General features: G+C 53.5%; 14 protein-coding genes. 6 read left to right on the top strand and 8 right to left on the bottom strand.

The features are described from left to right. Nucleotides 1-202 precede the first annotated feature (202 nt). Both cbl and EYY67_RS02880 read right to left on the bottom strand, forming a co-directional pair. Nucleotides 203-1,156, bottom strand: a complete 954-nt coding sequence (cbl, locus tag EYY67_RS02885) for an HTH-type transcriptional regulator Cbl (RefSeq protein ID WP_119826033.1) — start codon at nt 1,154-1,156, stop codon at nt 203-205. Between the two features lie 113 nt (nt 1,157-1,269). Then, nucleotides 1,270-2,214 carry a 2-hydroxyacid dehydrogenase gene (locus tag EYY67_RS02880; RefSeq protein ID WP_131692782.1) on the bottom strand — a complete coding sequence of 315 codons (945 nt, stop codon included), beginning with the start codon at nt 2,212-2,214 and terminating at the stop codon, nt 1,270-1,272. 226 nt (nt 2,215-2,440) lie between these two features. Between EYY67_RS02880 and glgX the strand changes: the two genes are divergently transcribed. Then, entirely contained in the window at nt 2,441-4,723 is a 2,283-nt protein-coding gene (gene glgX, locus EYY67_RS02875; RefSeq protein ID WP_119826030.1) for a glycogen debranching protein GlgX, read from the top strand. 15 nt (nt 4,724-4,738) lie between these two features. Here glgX and EYY67_RS02870 read toward each other — a convergent pair whose 3' ends face one another. Continuing rightward, a complete protein-coding gene (locus EYY67_RS02870; protein WP_131692781.1) occupies nt 4,739-5,353 on the bottom strand; it encodes an FMN-dependent NADH-azoreductase in 615 nt (204 codons plus the stop codon). Between the two features lie 145 nt (nt 5,354-5,498). Between EYY67_RS02870 and EYY67_RS02865 the strand changes: the two genes are divergently transcribed. After that, a complete protein-coding gene (locus tag EYY67_RS02865) occupies nt 5,499-6,401 on the top strand; it encodes a LysR substrate-binding domain-containing protein (protein ID WP_131692780.1) in 903 nt (300 codons plus the stop codon). Nucleotides 6,402-6,411: 10 nt separating this feature from the next. Here EYY67_RS02865 and apbE read toward each other — a convergent pair whose 3' ends face one another. Both apbE and smrA read right to left on the bottom strand, forming a co-directional pair. Next, nucleotides 6,412-7,464: an FAD:protein FMN transferase ApbE gene (gene apbE / locus EYY67_RS02860; protein WP_095922016.1), complete on the bottom strand. Its 1,053-nt coding sequence runs from the start codon at nt 7,462-7,464 to the stop codon at nt 6,412-6,414. Nucleotides 7,465-7,580: 116 nt separating this feature from the next. Further along, complete coding sequence (gene smrA, locus EYY67_RS02855) at nt 7,581-8,147, bottom strand: DNA endonuclease SmrA (protein WP_095922015.1); 567 nt, start codon at nt 8,145-8,147, stop codon at nt 7,581-7,583. Nucleotides 8,148-8,361: 214 nt separating this feature from the next. Between smrA and EYY67_RS02850 the strand changes: the two genes are divergently transcribed. Beyond that, nucleotides 8,362-9,177: a mannosyl-3-phosphoglycerate phosphatase-related protein gene (locus EYY67_RS02850; RefSeq protein ID WP_131692779.1), complete on the top strand. Its 816-nt coding sequence runs from the start codon at nt 8,362-8,364 to the stop codon at nt 9,175-9,177. A gap of 119 nt (nt 9,178-9,296) precedes the next feature. Further along, a complete protein-coding gene (locus tag EYY67_RS02845; protein WP_095922013.1) occupies nt 9,297-10,517 on the top strand; it encodes a glycosyltransferase family protein in 1,221 nt (406 codons plus the stop codon). A gap of 78 nt (nt 10,518-10,595) precedes the next feature. On the opposite strand, the gene EYY67_RS02840 is transcribed toward EYY67_RS02845, so the two are convergent. After that, nucleotides 10,596-11,621 carry a TerC/Alx family metal homeostasis membrane protein gene (locus EYY67_RS02840; protein ID WP_131692778.1) on the bottom strand — a complete coding sequence of 342 codons (1,026 nt, stop codon included), beginning with the start codon at nt 11,619-11,621 and terminating at the stop codon, nt 10,596-10,598. A gap of 445 nt (nt 11,622-12,066) precedes the next feature. Between EYY67_RS02840 and EYY67_RS02835 the strand changes: the two genes are divergently transcribed. Continuing rightward, a complete protein-coding gene (locus EYY67_RS02835) occupies nt 12,067-12,822 on the top strand; it encodes an FNR family transcription factor (protein WP_013575564.1) in 756 nt (251 codons plus the stop codon). Nucleotides 12,823-12,957: 135 nt separating this feature from the next. Then, nucleotides 12,958-13,917 carry a universal stress protein UspE gene (gene uspE, locus EYY67_RS02830; protein WP_095922011.1) on the top strand — a complete coding sequence of 320 codons (960 nt, stop codon included), beginning with the start codon at nt 12,958-12,960 and terminating at the stop codon, nt 13,915-13,917. A gap of 64 nt (nt 13,918-13,981) precedes the next feature. On the opposite strand, the gene pntB is transcribed toward uspE, so the two are convergent. Both pntB and pntA read right to left on the bottom strand, forming a co-directional pair. Beyond that, complete coding sequence (pntB, locus tag EYY67_RS02825) at nt 13,982-15,373, bottom strand: Re/Si-specific NAD(P)(+) transhydrogenase subunit beta (RefSeq protein ID WP_095922010.1); 1,392 nt, start codon at nt 15,371-15,373, stop codon at nt 13,982-13,984. 9 nt (nt 15,374-15,382) lie between these two features. Then, nucleotides 15,383-16,912 carry a Re/Si-specific NAD(P)(+) transhydrogenase subunit alpha gene (gene pntA, locus EYY67_RS02820; protein ID WP_119826022.1) on the bottom strand — a complete coding sequence of 510 codons (1,530 nt, stop codon included), beginning with the start codon at nt 16,910-16,912 and terminating at the stop codon, nt 15,383-15,385. Nucleotides 16,913-17,110 lie beyond the last annotated feature (198 nt).

The following is a 17,110-nucleotide window of genomic DNA, read 5'->3' as shown; positions in this document are numbered from 1 at the left end:
ACCGGTTTTTTTATGTCCAAAAGAGGCATTCCTGAGAAAGTGCTCTGTAAGCTCCCTCCCCTGCGAAGGGGAGGGTTGGGGTGGGGTATTAATGACAAATCAAAGAGTTGAAGTGTGCTTTGGCATTAATTTCGTTTGCTATACCCCCTCCCAGCCTCCCCGTTCGCAGGGGGAGGAGCCAAAAACCGTCCCCGCTGGCTGCCTAAATCTGATAGTCAATCACCGGCTCGCCCCCCGTTGCGAACACCTTCTCTTTAATCTCAGTCACCGACAGCCCCGGATTACATAGCTCGATGAACCGCCAGACGTAGTTTCGCTGCAACTGCGCTTTCTTCAGCCCCAGCCAGACCGTGTTGCCTTCGAATAAATGCTCCGCGTTGATCAGCTGAAGGCCGGTATCACGCCCCGCTTCAAACGCCTTATCCGCCAGAATACCGACACCCAGCCCGAGTTCGACATAGGTTTTGATGACGTCGGAATCCTGTGCGCTGAGCACGATATCGGCGGTCAGCGCCGCGCGGCTGAAGGCTTCATCAAGACGGGAACGGCCGGTGATGCCCTGACGATAGGTGATCAGCGGTTGTTCGCTCAGGTGCTGCAACGTCAGCGGGTGTTGCAGTGTCAGCGGATGCCCCTGCGGCACCACAATCGCGTGATGCCAGCGGTAATACGGGAACGCGGCGACGGAAGGGTCATTCATCAGCTTTTCACTGGCGATGGCCACATCCGCCTGCCCGCTCAGCAGCATCGCCAGCACTTCCTGTGGCGAGCCCTGATGTAACTCAAGGCGCACACCCGGATAGATGGCGCGGAACGCCTTGATCACCTTAGGCAAACTGTAACGCGCCTGTGTGTGGGTGGTGGCAATGGTCAGCACCCCCGCGTCCTCTTTTGAAAATACATCGGCCAGACGGCGGATATTTTGCGCCTCGTTGAGGATCCTCTCGGCCACTGCCAGCAACTCTTTACCCGGTTCTGTCAGCCCCAGTAAACGCTTTCCACGACGGATAAATATCTCAACGCCCAGCTCATCTTCCAGCTCGCGGATGTGACGGCTGACACCTGACTGCGACGTGAACAACATGTTCGACACCTCAGTCAGGTTGTAATTGCATCGCGCTGATTCCCGTATAATTTTGAGTTGTTGAAAGTTCACCGCTGTCTGCCTCTTAGCTTGCCAAAACCCTATTCTTACGGGCTGTGGCTATGCCAGACAAATAAGAAAAAGCGGTTACTTATGCTTTTTACGACTATAGGCACAAAATACGGTTATTCCGGCACCGGCGTCATCACCGGTTTACCGGCGAAATGCGCCCCGAGATTTGAGAGTACCAGCGCCATCATATTTTCAACGGATTGCGGTGAACGCCCCGCCACATGCGGCGTGATCACCAGATTGCTGAGCGAAAGCATTTCCACTGGCACCTGCGGCTCACCGTCCACCACATCCAGCGCGGCACCGGCGATTTCCTGACGGCTCAGACTGGCGATCAGCGCCCCGCTGTCTACCACGCTTCCCCGCGCAATGTTAATGACAAAACCTTCAGGCCCGAGCGCGCGAAGCACCTCAGCATCCACCAGCCGGACGGTGCTTTTACCGCCAGGCGTCGCGACCACCAGATAATCCGCCCACGCCGCCAGTTCAGTGATACTGAGGAAATAGCGGTACGGACTGTCTTCCAGCGGGCGACGGTTGTGATAACCGATCTCCATATCGAACCCGCCCGCTGCACGTCGTGCGATCAGTGCGCCGATGTTTCCCAGCCCGATCACACCGAGACGTTTTCCTGCCATGCCCGGCGTATTCCAGCGTGTTTTTTTCCATTCACCGGCCCGGACGGCGGCATCAAATTGCGGGATTTTGCGGGTGATCGCCAGCATCAGCGCCAGCGTGTGGTCAGCCACCGATGAATTATTGGTACCCGGACCATGCGTGACGTGAATACCACGCTGTCTGGCGGCAGCAACGTCGATGTGTTCATAGCCGACACCCTGCGCACAAATGATTTCAAGTGCCGGCAGCGCGGCCATTTCACTGGCGCTCAGTCCGATACTGCCGATGGTTAACACTGCGCGAATTTTCCCGGCGATGTGCGGATCAAGGCTGGCGCGCTGTTCTGGCGTCGTGGCGAAATAAAGGGAAAAACCGGCGGCTTCAAACCGCTCAGGATAGCCAGCATCAAGTTCAACATGGCTGAGCAATGCGATGGTCATGGAGATTCCTCTGGATAAAGTCAGACAATAACTAGCAGGCTAGCTTTTTCGCTTTCACTATCGGCGATGCTCATGGCCTTGTACAGCGCCTTATCATGGTTTTCGGCGGTTTACGGGAGAAGTTACAGAGTCCGGTCTACACTCGTTGTTATCGTCTGCGCAGACGCAGGCGGCCCTCTTTCGGCAATTTTTTGTCAGATTTCCCTGAAACGGAGTGACGTCAAGTATGGCAAAGGCCCGATCCAGCAAGAAAAGTAAACCTGTCGTAACGACGGAAGAAACCCGCACCATTCCGTCACATTTACAGGCCGATATTGCAGTCGATGAGTTTGGCGTGCGGATTATTGAACCTTACAGCGACGGTGAGATTGTCCGCAGTTTTGATTCCGGACACACCACGCGGGTCCGTGAAGGCTTACCGGTGCCGCTGGGTGCCACCTGGGACGGGCTGGGCGTGAATTTTGCGCTGTTTTCAGCCAATGCCACCAAGGTGGAACTCTGTCTTTTTAACGAAGACGGCGAACAGTACGACGTGATTGAACTGCCGGAATATACCGATGAAGTCTGGCATGGCTATCTGCCGGATGCCCGCCCCGGTCTGCTGTATGCGTATCGCGTGCATGGCCCTTATGCGCCGCACGACGGCCACCGGTTTAATCCTGCCAAGTTACTGCTCGACCCTTACGCCAAACAGATTGTCGGCGAGCTGAAATGGGACGATGCCCTGTTCGCCTATGACCTGCAAAGCCCGAAGAAAGATTTGCACATTGATAACAGCGACAGCGCCCCGTTTCTGCCCAAATGCCGTGTTATCGATCCGGCATTCTCGTGGGCGCGGGCGCGCAAACGGCATATTCCGTGGGAGAAAACCCTGATTTATGAAACGCATGTGCGCGGCTATACCATGCGTCATCCGGCGGTGCCTGAGCATTTACGCGGTACGTTTTCCGGCATGAGTACCCCGCATATCGTGGACTATATCCGTTCGCTCGGCGTCACCTCGGTGGAACTGATGCCCGTTCATGCCTTCACCGACGACCGGCATTTACAGGACAAAGGTCTGCACAATTTCTGGGGATACAACACGCTGAGTTTCTTCGCGCCCCATCCGCAATATATGGCGACGCAGACGGTCAATGAGTTTAAGCAGATGATTGCCACCCTGCACGCGGCGGGGATTGAGGTGATTCTGGATGTGGTTTACAACCATACCGCTGAAGGGAATGAGCTTGGCCCGACGCTCTCCTTCAAAGGTATCGACAATGCCAGTTATTACCGGCTGATGCCCGACAACAAGCGGTATTACATCAATGATACCGGCACCGGCAATACGCTGAACCTCAGTCATCCGCGCGTCCTGCAGATGGTCACCGACTCGCTGCGTTACTGGGCCACCGAAATGCAGGTCGATGGTTTCCGTTTCGATCTGGCGACCATTCTCGGACGTGAAAGCTACGGCTTTGATGAAGGTTGCGGTTTCCTCGACACCTGCCGTCAGGATCCGATCCTCAGCCAGTGCAAGCTGATCGCCGAACCCTGGGATTGTGGTCCCGGCGGCTATCAGGTCGGGGGTTTCCCGCCGGGCTGGATGGAATGGAATGACCGCTTCCGCGACACCGTGCGTAAGTTCTGGCGCGGCGATGAAGGTCAGCTGGCGCAGTTTGTCACGCGCCTTTCCGGTTCTGCGGATCTGTTCAATCATCGTGGCCGCAAACCTTATGCTTCCGTGAATTTTATTACCGCACACGACGGTTTTACGCTCAATGACTGGGTGTCGTATGCCAATAAACATAACGAAGCGAACGGTGAAAACGGCAAGGACGGCAGTGATAACAATATTTCGGCGAACTACGGCGTGGAAGGCCCGACGGACGATCCGGCCATCAATGAACTTCGCATGCGTCAGATGCGCAATATGCTGGCGACACTGCTGTTCTCGCAGGGAACGCCTATGTTGCTTGCCGGTGATGAATTTGGCCGCTCGCAAAACGGCAACAATAACGCCTACTGTCAGGACACGGAAATTGCCTGGGTCAACTGGGATATCGGTAAAAAAGGCCAGTCGCTTTTATTGTTTGCTTACCGTCTGATTGCCCTGCGCAAGCGTTTTCCCATCTTGCATCGCGGGCGTTTCCTGACCGGTGCCCTGCATGAAAAACTGGGGGTGAAAGATGTCAGCTGGTTCCAGCCGCAGGGGCAGGAAATGTCTGACGCGGCATGGAAGGATCCGCACGCCAAATGCATTGCGATGTTGCTCGATGGCCGCGCCCAGCCAACCGGTCTGGTGCGTCAGGGATCGTTAAGTACGGTGCTGCTGCTGTTCAACGCCTCCCACGAAGATGTGGTGTTCACCCTGCCTTCAGTGGCGCACGGTGAAAGCTGGCGGCATATTTTCGATACCTTCCAGCCGGAGGACATCAACGAGCACAACGTTGAGTTTGGTCGCGAATATATCTGCACGTCACGCACCGTGGTGTTATTTGAGCTGATCAGTTCCGCAAAACACTAAACGCCCCACGCTGCTTCAGGCATTAAGGATCTGAAGCAGCATTTCCCGCCCTTCCGCCAGCCCTTTTTCCCGGCCAATCGCCTGACGGCTGACGCCTTCCGCACGGATAATATGGCAATCCTTCACGCCCATCAGTTCGAGAATGGACGCCAGATAGGGTTCCTGAAAATCATGTGGCAGGGTTTCCGGCGTGCTGTAGACACCGCCCCGTGCGGAGGCAATGTACGCGGTTTTCCCCGGAATAAGCCCGACCACGCCCTGCGGCGTATAGCGGAAGGTTTTCCCCTTCTGACATACCTGATCGATCCAGGCTTTGAGATTGCCGGGGATCGCATGGTTGTACATCGGCGCGCCAATCACCATCACATCACAGGCGGTCAGTTGTTCGATGGACTGGTAAATGCCGTCCAGTTCTGCCTGCAATTGCGGGGTGATCACTTCTTCCTGGGCGTTGTGCAGCAGGCTCATGGCGGCAGCAGAAAGATGCGGCGGCGGCGTGACCCCCAGATCGCGGTAAGTCACGGTGGTTTCCGGATGGCGCGCGCACAGTTCCGTCACAATCATGGCGGAAAGTTCGCGGGATACCGAACCGGCGGTAAAAGGGCTGGAATCAATATGCAAAATGTTCATTGGCTGTCCTGTTTTCATGATTCTGGTTGAATGCAAGCAGGATAATCGTTGTTGATATCCTCAGAAATACCTATTATCGCAACACATCGTTGCTATTCTAAAACGATGACAACGCAACCATGATTCAGAACAAACAGGTGAAACGATGAACGACAATTTAAATGATATGGCCCTGTTTGCCGCCGTGGTTCAGCATCAGGGCTTCACCGCTGCCGGACGGGCGCTGGGCGTGTCGAAATCGCTGCTCAGCCGCCGCGTCGATGCACTGGAAACCCATCTCGGCGTCCGTTTATTGCAGCGTACATCGCGCCATTTTTCGGTCACCAGCATCGGCGAGTGTTACGCCGCCGAATGCCAGAAGTTGCTGCAACAGGCTCAGGCCGCACAACAGGTGATCGACGATTTGCAGCAAAACCTGCGTGGCTTACTGAGGATTTGCACCCCGGTGATGATGGCTGAAATGGTGATCGCCCCGCTGATGACAGAATTTCTGACACGCTTCCCCGGCATCACGCTGGAGCTGCTGGCCATAAACCGTGCGGTGGATCTGCTGGAAGAAAATTTCGATGTCACCCTCCGTTCACACAATGAACCGCTGGAAGACTCCGGGTTATACCGCAAGGCACTCGGCACGCTGAACTATGTGCTGGTTGCCAGTCCGGCCTTTATCCGCGCCCTGCCGCAACCGCCTGCGATCGAACAACTCAGTTATCTGCCCACGCTGGTACGGAAAACCCCCTGGGCGGGCGGAGAATGGGAACTGACGCATTTGCAGGACGGTATGCGCAAAATATCGCTCACACCGCGGCTGGTCAGTAATAATCTGCTGGTATTACGTCAGGCCGCAGCGGACGGGCTGGGGATCGCGCTGTTACCGGAAATGGCCTGCAAACAGGATCTGGCTGAGGGGAAATTGCTGCACTTACTGCCCGACTGGCATACGCCGCCATCGTCCATTTCGGCGTTATATGCCAGTCATAAAGGCCAGTCGTCAGCCCTGCGTGCGTTTCTCGATTACCTTTCCGGAAAACTGCACGGCGCGCTGTAAGCAACAGGGATCAGGACTGCGGGTCTTTCAGATAGGCTTTGAACTGTGGCGACATGTAGGTTTTGAAGCCGTCCCCCTCTTTGGTGATGAGATACACCGCCAGATGCTGTTGCTCCGCCAGCGCCAGCGCTTTTTGTGTGCCGAGCACCATCAGGCCGGTATCCCAGCCGTCCGCTTCCAGTGCGGTCGGCGCAATTACCGTCGCGGACACCAGTTTGTGGGTGATGGGCGAACCGGTGGCGGGATCAATGATGTGGGAAAGGCGTTTGCCGTTCAGTTCGTAATAGTTGCGGTAGCTGCCGGAGGTGCTGATCCCCATGCCCTGCAAATCCACAATCGCCTGTACGGCGGTTTCTTTGTCCGTCGGTTTCTGAATCGCCACCTGCCACGGATTGCCCTGCGCGTTGTGTCCGCGTGATACCACCGCGCCGCCGACGGACACCAGATAATTGCTGATGCCATTCCCTTCAACCAGACGCGCCAGATGGTCGGTGGCGTAGCCTTCGCCCACCGTGGAGAGATCGACATACATACCGGCCAGATCTTTTTGCAGGTATTGCCCGTCACTTTGCTGGATCACTTTCAGATGCTGTAAACCGGTGAGCGCCCGTGCGGCGCTGATTTGCTCCGCCGTCGGGGTTTTCACCGGCTGTTTATCCGGGCCGAAACCCCACAGATTAACCAGCGGGCCGACGGTAATATCCATCGCGCCACCGGTCAGACGACCAATCCGCAGAGACGTGACAACGGCGTCGGCCATGCCTTCACTGACAGGCTGCGGCACATTGCCCTGATACTGATTAAAGCGCGACAGCACGGAATCGTCTTTGTAGGTGGAGAGCTGATGATCGTCTTCTTTCAGTTGCGCTTCTATCTGCTCACGCAGCGCGGCCTCGCGGCTTTTATCCACGCCAGCCAGACTGACACGGTAAAACGTGCCCATGGTTTTGCCCTCAATGACCAGCGGAGTGTCCTGTTCAGAAGCGTCTCGATCGCAGGCAGATAAGAGGCTGACGCCGCACAACAACAGAGTACAGCGCAGATAAACCGGTTTTAAAAACATGAGAATAGCTCGGTTAAGTGCCCGTCGCCGGGCTTGAAAAGTATCAGGACAGTAAAGGCTGACGCTTAAACCACGGCGCAACAAACACGCCGTGACTTTGCGGAGGACAGAGAGAATCAGCGGCTGCGCTTGGCATGGCGTTCCCAGTTTTCCTGCTTCGCCTGTGCCGTTTTCTTCAGCGCGACGTAACAGGCACCGGCTCCGCCGTCTTTCTGCAAGGCGACGCAGAAAGCCTGCACGTCATCGAGTTGCTTCAGCCATTTGGCAAGATAACTGCGCACGATATTCGCGTGGCTTTGGTCTTCCCGTCCCTTTCCGTGGATGATCAACAGCGTGCGTAAGTTTTCGGCCTGCGCCTGACAGAAAAAGGCAAACAGTTCCTGACGGCATTGTTCAACGGGCTTGCGCAGCAAATTCAGACTGGCGGCGAGGGGGTATTTTCCCTGCCGGAGTTTATCCAGAACGCCCTGCTGCACGCCATCATGTTTGTATTCCAGAGGCTCATCACACGGCTGAATATTGAGAAAACCGGTGGTCAGCGGGTTTTCGCGAATTTCTGTCACCGCCTCCGCACTGACCTTGTTCCCGGTGGCTGAGTTTTTGAGGTAGACCACCCGCTTATCCGACGCCAGGGGCTGTACTCCGGCCATTTCCTGACTGAATAAATCATCATCTTCGCTCATCTGCTTACCCCTTTTTCAGCGGTGGAACTGCGCCAAATTATTACCGCAAACCCGCTGCGGGTAAAGTCGCATGCCGGTGAAACGCGGCCGGTAAAAATTCCGGAAATGCCCTGCCTGCCGTTAAAACCCATTTTTATATCTATACTTAGCTGCTGGGGCAGAAGTAAACCGGCAAGGTTTCGCTTCGGTTCCCCGGCACAATTGAGGAGAAAAGATGCCTTACCTTGATGATCCCTTGATTATTTTTACTGACCTGGATGGTTCACTGCTCGACCATCATGATTACAGCTGGCAACCCGCTCAGCCCTGGCTGGATAAACTCGCGGCGGCACGGATACCGCTGATTTTAACCACCAGCAAAACGACAGCCGAATTGGCGAATTTGCAGGCCGCATTGCATCTGACTCATCAGCCGTATATTGCTGAAAATGGCGCGATCATTCATTTGCCGTCGGAGTGGCAAACCGCAGACGCTGCACCGTTTCACATTCACGGCGCAGCCTATCCGGAGATCCGCCAGACACTGGTGGAATTGCGCCAGCGTTACGATTTTGAGTTTCGTGGTTTCGGTGATGTCACGCCGGAACAGGTCGCGGTCTGGACAGGATTGTCGGCAACGGATGCCGCCCTGGCGATGCAACGTGAGGCCTCTGAACCGCTGGTCTGGTTTGGTAACGATCTGGATTTTGCGCACCTGAAAAAATGTCTGGCGCGGGAAGGTCTGGCCCTGACGCGCGGCGGTCGTTTCTGGCATGTGATGGGAGCCGGTGCCGGGAAAGGACAGGCCGTGCAATGGTTGGCGGCACAGTATCAGCAAAAACGGGGACAGCCGGTGATCAGTATCGGGCTGGGTGACGGGCCGAATGATTTATCGATGCTCGACACGGTGGATCATGCGGTCGTGATTAAAGGTCATCACGACCACCCGATGCCACTTGAACGCGATTTTCCTTCACACGTATTTCGCACGACGGAATTTGGCCCGCAGGGCTGGTCGCAAGGGCTGGATCATTTTATCGCTCGCCGCTGAAGGCAAAACTGAAAAGGTAAACGTCTTTATTAAAAATTTGTTTCTGTATTGTTTATCGTTCTGTGTTTACAGAGAAGACTTCCAATAATTTTATCTATTCTAAAATTGGAGAATACCGTATGAGCGATTTTTATCAGGATGGTGTCATTACTAATTTTCATAATCTGACGAACCGCAAAGTCGAAGAACTCGAATACGATTTGCAGGTGTTTTCCGGCCGCCGTTCGATGGGATTAATATTACCTTCCTTGTTTTCAGAACTTGAAGGTCCGGCGCTGACCCGCATTGTCGATGAACTGACAAAAGTGCCATATCTGGAAGAGATCGTTATTGGTCTGGACCGGGCTGACCGCGACCAGTTTTTATTTGCCCGCGAATTTTTCTCCCGTCTGCCCCAGCGTCACCGCATTTTATGGAATGACGGACCACGTCTGACGGCGCTGGATCAGGAGCTGAAAAAAGAAAACCTCTCGCCCAACGAGCCGGGTAAAGGCCGAAATGTCTGGTTCTGTGTCGGCTATACCCTGGCGTCGCGCCGCACCTCGGTGGTCGGGCTGCATGATTGTGACATTGTCACCTATAGCCGCGATATGCTGGCCCGCCTGATGTATCCGGTCGCCAATCCGAATTTCCATTACGATTTCTGTAAAGGCTATTACGCCCGCGTGGCAGACGGGAAATTTAATGGCCGCGTGGGCCGGTTACTGGTGTTCCCGCTGCTGAAATCCCTGCAAATCGTTTACGGCCATTCCGATTTTCTGGAATACCTGCGCACCTTCCGTTACCCGCTTTCGGGTGAGTTCGCCATGCGTACGGACGTGCTGAATGATTTGCGTATCCCGAGCGACTGGGGGCTGGAGATCGGCGTGCTGTCTGAACTGCATCGCAACACGGCGACAAAACGTATCTGTCAGGTCGATATTGCCGACAATTACGACCACAAACATCAGCCTATGTCGGAAGAAGATGCCTCGAACGGTTTGCAGCGCATGAGTATTGATATCACCAAGGCGCTGTACCGCAAGATGGCTATTCTCGGCGTGAATATTACCAGCGAGTCGTTCCGCATCCTTAAAGCCACGTATTACCGCAACGCGCTGGATATGATTGACGGGTTTGAAAACGATGCGCGAATGAACGGCTTATCTTTTGACCGGCACAGTGAAGAATCTGCGGTGGAACTGTTCTCCGGCGCGATTATGGAAGCCGGTCAGGCCTTTGTGGATACGCCCAGCGAAAAGCCCTTTATCCCGAGCTGGAGCCGCGTGCAGTCCGCCTTCCCGGATATGTTGGATCGCATCCATGAGGCGGTGGAAAAAGATAACGAGGGTGACGTGTAACGCCGGTTTCCCCACGCCGTCCCCCAACAAAAAACGCTGCCATGGCAGCGTTTTTTCATCGGGAAGCACGACAAGACGTTATGCGGTTTCTTTTTTGCCCGGGAACAACAGGCTGGCAATAATCCCTAACGCCAGAACGCCGAGCACCACGTACAAACTGGTCATCGCGCTGATTTCTACGCCGTGATGCCACAGGTGATTACTGGAGTTCAGCGCCAGTTTTGCGGCAACGAAGAACAGCAGGAAAATGACGGATTTCTCCAGATGCACCAGATATTTACGTAATGCCTCAAGCACGAAATACATGGTACGTAATCCGAGTACAGCAAACATCATGGCAGAATAGACAATCAGCGGTTCGCGGCTGACGGCAATCACGGCCGGAACACTGTCAAACGCAAACATCAGGTCGGAGATTTCCACCACCGCAATACACAACAGCAACGGCGTGGCGTAACGCACGCCCTTTTTCACCGTAAAGCTGAAACCCTGATTTTCCGGTTTTGCCAGTTCGGCTTCGACCTGCTCGCTGCTGACCAGAAAATGTGGCCCCACCAGTTTCGGAAACACCGGGAACAAACGGCGTACCATTCGGTTGGCGATGTGATCAGAGTAATCATCATTTTCGTCATCGTCATTTCCGGCACGCATCATCAGAATCGCCGTCCAGAGAATGACCACGGCAAACACCATCTCCACCCACGGCCCCAGCGCCAGCAGGCTGGTACCAATCACCACGAAAATGCCCCGGAAAACAATCGCGCCAATGACGCCCCAGTAAAGGATGCGGTGACGGTAACCGTCCGGCACTTTAAACCAGGCGAAAATCGCCATAATCACAAACAGGTTATCAATAGAAAGCACCTGCTCCAGCGCATAACCGGTCAGGAACAGACTGGCGACTTCTTTGCCGTGGTGGATATACAGGAATCCGGCAAAGCTCAGAGAAACAGCGATCCAGAAGACCGTCCAGAGGGAGGCACTTTTCAGGCCGATAGGCTTATGACTGCGGTGGGCAAAGATGTCGATCAGCAGCGCGGCAACGGCGATAATAACGAACACAAGAGTGGTTTCAAACGGAAAACCCAGAGAGTCAGACTGCATTACACCTTTCCTAAAAGTAAACGAAAGCTAAACGAATTCAGTCATTGTAAGCGGTTGTGAGGAGAATGGGTATCAAAGTCGATCGCTGTCGCGGTTTATGCCATAATCCGCCTCGCAGTGAGACGAATCAAATGTGTTAAAAAAACTGACAAAATAACGAACCGAAACGGATAATAAATTAAAGGCTATTCTCGTCATAAATTGATTCATTCGTGTTATTCATTAAAATTTCGTTATTCTTTTTCTTAATAAATTGACCCTGCTCTAAATCTCACTGATTCTCAATTCGACTTAATTCCCTCCGCAGATCAAAATAATTAGAAAAAAAACCTGTTTAAAAACGGGGTTTTTTAACATTTCGCCCTTTTAGCACCTTTCAGCTACTTATCACTCACTGCAAAAGATGTTAAAATTGACCCATATCAATATTGCCAGAGTGACTCTTATGATCCCGGAAAAACGTATTATTCGACGTATCCAATCTGGTGGCTGTGCAATCCATTGTCAGGACTGTAGCATCAGCCAGCTTTGTATTCCTTTCACCCTGAACGAGCATGAACTCGATCAGCTGGACAACATTATCGAAAGGAAAAAGCCGATCCAAAAAGGTCAGGCATTGTTTAAAGCCGGTGATGAACTGAAGTCTCTTTATGCGATCCGTTCAGGCACCATTAAAAGCTATACCATTACAGAACAAGGCGACGAGCAAATTACCGGTTTCCATCTTGCCGGTGATTTAGTGGGCTTTGACGCTATTGGTGGCTTGCAGCACCCGAGTTTTGCTCAGGCACTGGAAACGTCCATGGTCTGTGAAATCCCGTTTGAAACGCTGGATGACCTCTCCGGCAAAATGCCGAATCTGCGCCAGCAGATGATGCGTCTGATGAGTGGCGAGATCAAAGGCGACCAGGACATGATCCTGTTGTTGTCGAAGAAAAACGCCGAAGAAAGACTGGCAGCGTTTATCTACAACCTCTCCCGCCGCTTCGCACAACGTGGTTTTTCTCAGCGCGAATTCCGCCTGACCATGACCCGTGGCGATATCGGTAACTACCTCGGTCTGACCGTGGAAACCATCAGCCGCTTGTTAGGCCGTTTCCAGAAATCAGAAATGCTGAGTGTGAAAGGGAAATACATCACCATTGAGAATCATGAAATGCTTTCTCAATTAGCCGGTCAATCTGCTCCGGTTTCTGCCTGATAGATTTGCTGTCGGGTCAGCAAGGAATAATTTGTTGATCCGACTCAATTTCTCCGCTGTCCGATTGCTTATTCTTGGTTTACTCTGTACTTAATACACTGACCGCCGTTCTCTTACAGGTGTTAAGGAGTCCCCATGGCTAAGTATCAGAATTTACTGGTTGCTATAGACCCCAATCAGGATGACCAACCCGCGCTGCGTCGTGCCGTTTATCTGGTGCAACGTAACGGCGGCCGCATCAAAGCATTCCTTTCCATTTATGATTTCTCTTACGAGATGACCACCATGCTGTCGCCGGACGAGCGAACCAGCATGCGACAAAGTGTGATCAGTGAACGGGAAGCGTGGATTAAAGAACAGTGCCATTATTATGTCGAAGCAGGCATCCCGATTGATGTCAAAGTCGTCTGGCACAACAAACCTTTCGAAGCCATTATCCAGGAAGTCGTTACCCACAATCACGATTTGCTGCTGAAGATGGCCCATCAGCATGACCGCCTTGAGTCAGTGATTTTCACCCCGACCGACTGGAATTTATTGCGTAAGTGCCCGTGTCCGGTTTGGATGGTGAAAGACCAGCCGTGGCCGGAAGGCGGCAAAGCCGTGGTCGCCGTTAATCTGTCGAGTGAAGAGCCGTACCATGACCCGCTCAACAATAAACTGGTGAAAGAAACCATCGAACTGGCCTCTCATGTAAATCAGACGGAAGTGCATCTGGTGGGCGCGTATCCGGTCACGCCGATCAATATTGCCATCGAACTGCCTGATTTCGACCCGAGCGTGTATAACGATGCCATTCGTGGTCAGCATCTGATCGCCATGAAGGCGTTGCGCCAGAAATTCCAGCTTGATGAGAAATTCACGCACGTAGAAAAAGGGTTGCCGGAAGAAGTCATTCCTGACCTGGCAGAACATCTTCAGGCGGGGGTGGTGGTGCTGGGCGCCATTGGCCGTACCGGACTTTCCGCCGCATTTTTGGGTAATACCACCGAACAGGTGATCGACCATCTGAAATGCGATTTGCTGGCCATCAAGCCAGATGATTTCGAATGCCCTATTACGTCCGATGATGAAGAAGAAGATGACGACGAGTAAGGTTTGAGTGAGCGATAAAAAAAGGCCAGTCATCTGACTGGCCTTTTTCATTAGCGGACTGGCATTAAAGAGCGCGCAGGATTTTCTCTACACTTTCTTTGGCATCGCCAAACAGCATCTGGGTATTTTCTTTGAAGAACAGCGGGTTCTGCACACCGGCGTAACCGGTATTCATTGAACGTTTAAACACGATCACGTTCTGCGCTTTCCACACTTCCAGTACCGGCATACCCGCGATCGGGCTGCGCGGATCTTCCTGCGCCGCCGGGTTCACGGTGTCATTGGCACCAATAACCAGCACCACGTCGGTATCGCTGAAATCATCGTTGATTTCATCCATTTCCAGCACGATGTCATACGGCACTTTTGCTTCGGCCAGCAGAACGTTCATGTGGCCTGGCAGACGCCCAGCAACAGGGTGGATACCAAAACGCACCTTGATGCCTTTCGCGCGCAGTTTTGCAGTAATGTCGTGAACCGGATACTGCGCCTGTGCCACCGCCATGCCGTAGCCCGGGGTGATGATCACAGAGCTGGCGTTTTTCAGCATGTCTGCCACGTCTTCCGCACTGGCTTCGTGATATTCGCCCATCTCTTCCGCATCACCGGTAGAGGAACCGTCAGTACCAAAACCGCCTGCAATCACGCTGATGAACGAACGGTTCATCGCTTTACACATGATGTAGGACAGGATCGCACCGGAAGAACCGACCAGCGCACCGGTGACGATCAGCAGGTCGTTGCTGAGCATAAAGCCCGCCGCCGCTGCGGCCCAACCGGAATACGAGTTCAGCATGGAGACCACAACCGGCATGTCCGCACCACCGATGGATGACACCAGATGCCAGCCAAACGCCAGCGCAATCAGGGTCATGATCAGTAATGCCACTACCTGCAGGCCCACGCTGTCAGTGCGAACGAACATCACCATCAGCAGGAAAGAAACAACCAGCGCCGCCAGATTCAGTTTATGACGATGCGGTAATGCCAGCGGTTTGGAAGAAATAATCCCGCGCAGTTTGCCGAACGCCACAATCGAACCGGTAAAGGTCACTGCACCGATGAAGATACCGAGGAACACTTCGGTCAGATGGATGTTTTCCATCACGCCTTCCATCGGTACCGCACCGTGATCCAGATAGCTGTTAAAGCCCACCAGAACCGCTGCCAGACCCACGAAGCTGTGCAGAATCGCGACCAGTTCCGGCATTTCCGTCATTTCGACTTTACGTGCCAGATAAACACCGATCGCACCGCCGATCACCATCGCCACGATGATCCAGCCCACATTCCCGGAATCAGGCCCGAGAATGGTCGCGATTAACGCGATCGCCATCCCGGTGACACCGAAAATATTACCCTGCTTGGATGTTTCATGTTTTGACAACCCGGCCAGGCTGCAAATAAACAGAATGGCGGCAACAATATATGCTGCTGTTACTAAACCCCCAGACATATATTCCCCTTAGTTCTTACGAAACATCTTCAGCATGCGCTGAGTGACGGTGAACCCGCCGAAAATATTGATACTGGCAATCAGCACCGCGATAAAGGAGAGGAAGCTCACCCAACCGCCATGACCGATTTGCAGTACGGCACCGACCACGATAATCCCTGAGATGGCATTAGTGACCGACATCAGCGGAGTATGCAGCGCATGGCTGACATTCCACACCACGTAATAACCGACCACGCATGAAAGCGCGAACACGGTAAAGTGGGACAGGAACTCTTTCGGGGCCACATTCGCCAGCCAGCCAAACAGCACAACAGCCACGGCCATAATGATAAATTTGGTCCACGGCGATGCCGGTTTGGCTTCTACTTTCGCGACAGGTTCTGCCGCTTTCGCTGCCTGAGGCTGAGCAGAAACCTGAATCGGCGGAGCCGGCCAGGTCACTTCACCGGTTCTCACGACAGTCACACCGCGCACAACGGTATCGTCGAAATCGATCTCGATTTCACCGTTTTTCTCTTTGCAGAGTAATTTCAGCAGGTTAACCAGGTTGGTACCGTAAAGCTGAGAAGACTGTGTCGGTAAACGGCTCGGCAAATCGGTATACCCGATGATCTTCACGCCGTTTTCGGTGGTGGTGATCTGATCTGCCACAGTCAGTTCACAGTTACCGCCCGTCTGCGCCGCCAGATCGACAATCACACTGCCCGGCTTCATGGATGCGACCATTTCACGGGTGATCAGTTTGGGTGCCGGACGTCCCGGGATCAGCGCCGTGGTGACAATAATGTCGACTTCTTCGGCCTGCGCGGCAAACAGCGCCATTTCTGCTTTGATGAACGCTTCGGACATCACTTTGGCGTAACCGTCGCCGCTGCCCGCTTCTTCCTCGAAATCCAGCTCGAGGAATTCTGCGCCCATACTTTTCACCTGCTCTTTCACTTCAGGGCGGGTATCAAAAGCACGCACGATGGCACCGAGGCTGCCTGCTGCACCGATAGCAGCCAGGCCCGCCACACCGGCGCCGATAATCATCACTTTTGCCGGTGGCACTTTACCGGCGGCAGTGATTTGCCCGGTGAAGAACCGACCGAATTCGTGTGCCGCTTCAACGATCGCACGGTAACCGGCGATGTTAGCCATTGAGCTGAGGGCATCGAGGGATTGTGCGCGGGAAATACGCGGCACTGAATCCATAGCCATCGCCGTCACCTGACGGTCGGCCAGTTTTTGGATTAATTCCGGGTTTTGCGCAGGCCAGATAAAGCTGACCAACGTGGTTCCTGCCTGTAATTTATCGATTTCATCGTTTTCTGGGGCATTAACCTTCAAAACGATGTCTGATTGCCATACATCATCACCGTTGACAACCGACGCGCCAGCTTGCTCATACGCGGAGTCTTCAAAGCTGGCTAACTTACCGGCACCTTGTTCGATAGCGACCGTAAAGCCGAGTTTCAGCAACTGTTCCACCGTTTTCGGCGTGGCTGCGACCCTGGCTTCATTGGTCAACCGCTCTCTTGGTACACCAATACGCATAGTATTCCCTTCACCCTTTTCATTGATGATTTGTGTCATCGACATAACAATTCAAGTACAAGCCTGTCGGTTAATAGAGGTCACCGATAACAGTTTTTTCAGGCTGGGTATAACCTACTGAATATCTAATCAATAATCTACGTATCACAGCGATAGTCAGGCAATTAATAATAAAAAAGTTGATATGGTCCGCAAACC

Origin of the sequence: Rahnella victoriana, assembly GCF_004330295.1 — a bacterium.
GTDB classification, from domain to species: domain Bacteria; phylum Pseudomonadota; class Gammaproteobacteria; order Enterobacterales; family Enterobacteriaceae; genus Rahnella; species Rahnella victoriana.
The sequence above is the reverse complement of the archived record's forward strand: the minus strand, read 5'-3'. Positions and strand labels throughout refer to the sequence as shown.